Consider the following 2050-nt stretch of genomic DNA (forward strand, 5'->3'; position numbering starts at 1 on the left):
ATATCGAGAAAACGAGGCGGGGCCCCGATCACTATCATCGGCTCGGCGGAGAAGACCTCATGGTTCTTATCGACCGCGATGATGTCTTCATGTCGGGTCACTGACCAGAACGGCCCGAACGCACTGTTGGGCTGAAAGTGGACCGGAGCCTCGTTTCGCAGGCGCTCATAGTAGGACTGCCAGCGTCCTTGCCGATAGAGAAAGGGATTACTGAGGTCGATGTCGGCGAGTTCGACGTCCTCGACGGGGGGGATGGGCTTCTCTACGAAGAGCTTCTTCCCATTCGTCCTTGTCACCCAGCGCCGAGTCCTGTCGTACAGATGGGCGCCCCGGATCTGCAGATCCATCGGGATGGCCGACTGAACCTTGTCGCCGATCGTATCGGAAACCTTCACGTGTCTCACCTTGTCTTTCGTCGTTACATCTGGAACGTCGTTACATCTGGAACTCTGGCACCTGGACGGTAAGGCCGTCCCAATCCGCGGACGCGGTCATCTGGCACGACAGTCGGGAGGTCGGCAGCCGTTCGGGGTTCATTGAGAGCATCTCTTCTTCACTTGCTCCCGAGAGGCCCACCACGTCGGACCATTGCGGATCAACGATGACATGACACGTGCCGCACGCGGCTTCGCCTCCGCAATCGGCGTCGATTCCGGGCACCGCGTTGTTGACGGCGATCCGCATGAGTGACTGCCCCTCCTCCAAGGGCACCACGTGCTCCTCTCCCTCATGTGAGACGAAGGTTACGACTGTCATCGCTGGCTCCTGCATGGTTGTTCGGGTAATAGCTGCTCACAGCATTGCTAACAACGACGACTGCGGCTAGGTTAATTGAGGGCAGAAGCTTGTTAATTTGGCTCAGAAGGCGGGGGCGATGAATCTTGATCGCGAGGGCGTGCCACCGCTCGTGTTCGCGCAGTTACTTGAGAGCCCAGTTCTGGAGCAAGACGCCGTTGCACGGTTTCGCGAGATCATGGATCGTGAGCGAAGCGACGTCGAGTCACTTCTCGCCATCAACGCCCAAGTTCCCCTGCGGTGGATCAGGGAAGCCTTGCCCGACCTCGACGTTGACCAAGCAACGACCCTCGGTTTGGCGTTCGCCCAGCATGCTCATCTGACGTCCTTCGGACCATTAAGCGTCCCACTAGTAAGCGCAGGTTCCGCAGGCGAGATATTGGAATTGCTTGCCTACCTGCCGCTAATAACCCCAGCCCTGAGTGCGCAGTTCTACGCAGGTGGACACGGAGTGTCTGTCGCGCTCAATGGGCAGACGGGCGATCGAGTCCTAGACTCCCTAGTGGTCACCTACTGTGGTGCGGTCCTGCTGAGGCTGCTGAATATACTCGTTGGCGATGCACCAGACATCACACTCTCACTGGGTTGGCCCGCTCCGGAAGGTCTGCCCGTGGATCAGGATTGGTTAGCTGGTCGCCTGGTATTTGACGCTTCACTGTCCATTCTGCATTTTCCCGTTGACGCGGTCAATCACGTCTGCCGGTTCTCTGATCCCGTGGCGTATCGACTCGCTATCAGTGACTTGCAGCGAAGGCTCGACGAGCGGAGTAAAATCGCCTCGTATTCGGACAAGGTGAGACGTCTGATAGAGAAGCGTCCCGCAGATTGTGGAAGTCAGTGGATTGCAGACGAACTCTCCATCTCTACGAGCACACTTAAGCGGCGCCTCTCTGAGGAAGGGATGACCTATCGCGGACTGCGCCAGTCGGTCATTCGTGAGTACGCGATTCTTCGTTTACTGGACGGATCTGTGTCCGCGAGCGAGATCGCCACGGACCTCGGATATAGCGACCTCGCCAGCTTTTCACACGCTTTCAAGCACTGGACCGGCCACCCGCCGACGGGGTTCCGTCGTAGGTAGCGCTGCCACTTGGTTGACTCGTACAGGGCAACTGGCAATGCACGGTGCTGGACCGTTCCCGCTCTGGTGGACACCCGGAGATGAGCGGTGAGTTCCCCCAAGATAGAGGGAGCGGATTATGGGATCTACTCGTCGGAGCTTCACTGCCGAGTACAAGGCCAACGCGGTAAGTTT

Annotated in this window: 2 protein-coding genes and 1 pseudogene; 1 reads left to right on the plus strand and 2 read right to left on the minus strand. The window is 58.2% G+C overall.

The window, feature by feature from the left end:
• Nucleotides 1-347 (minus strand): annotated as a pseudogene (locus Q2K20_RS18065) (cytochrome P450); the annotation flags it as partial.
• 88 nt (nt 348-435) lie between these two features.
• Entirely contained in the window at nt 436-756 is a 321-nt protein-coding gene (locus Q2K20_RS18070) for a 2Fe-2S iron-sulfur cluster-binding protein (protein ID WP_063972867.1), read from the minus strand.
• A gap of 118 nt (nt 757-874) precedes the next feature.
• On the opposite strand from Q2K20_RS18070, the gene Q2K20_RS18075 reads away from it, so the two are divergent.
• Nucleotides 875-1876 (plus strand): AraC family transcriptional regulator, encoded by a 1002-nt coding sequence (locus tag Q2K20_RS18075; RefSeq protein WP_063972868.1) that lies wholly within the window; start codon nt 875-877, stop codon nt 1874-1876.
• Nucleotides 1877-2050: the final 174 nt, after the last annotated feature.

The sequence above is a fragment of the Dietzia sp. IN118 genome, from assembly GCF_032905965.1.
GTDB lineage: Bacteria > Actinomycetota > Actinomycetes > Mycobacteriales > Mycobacteriaceae > Dietzia > Dietzia kunjamensis.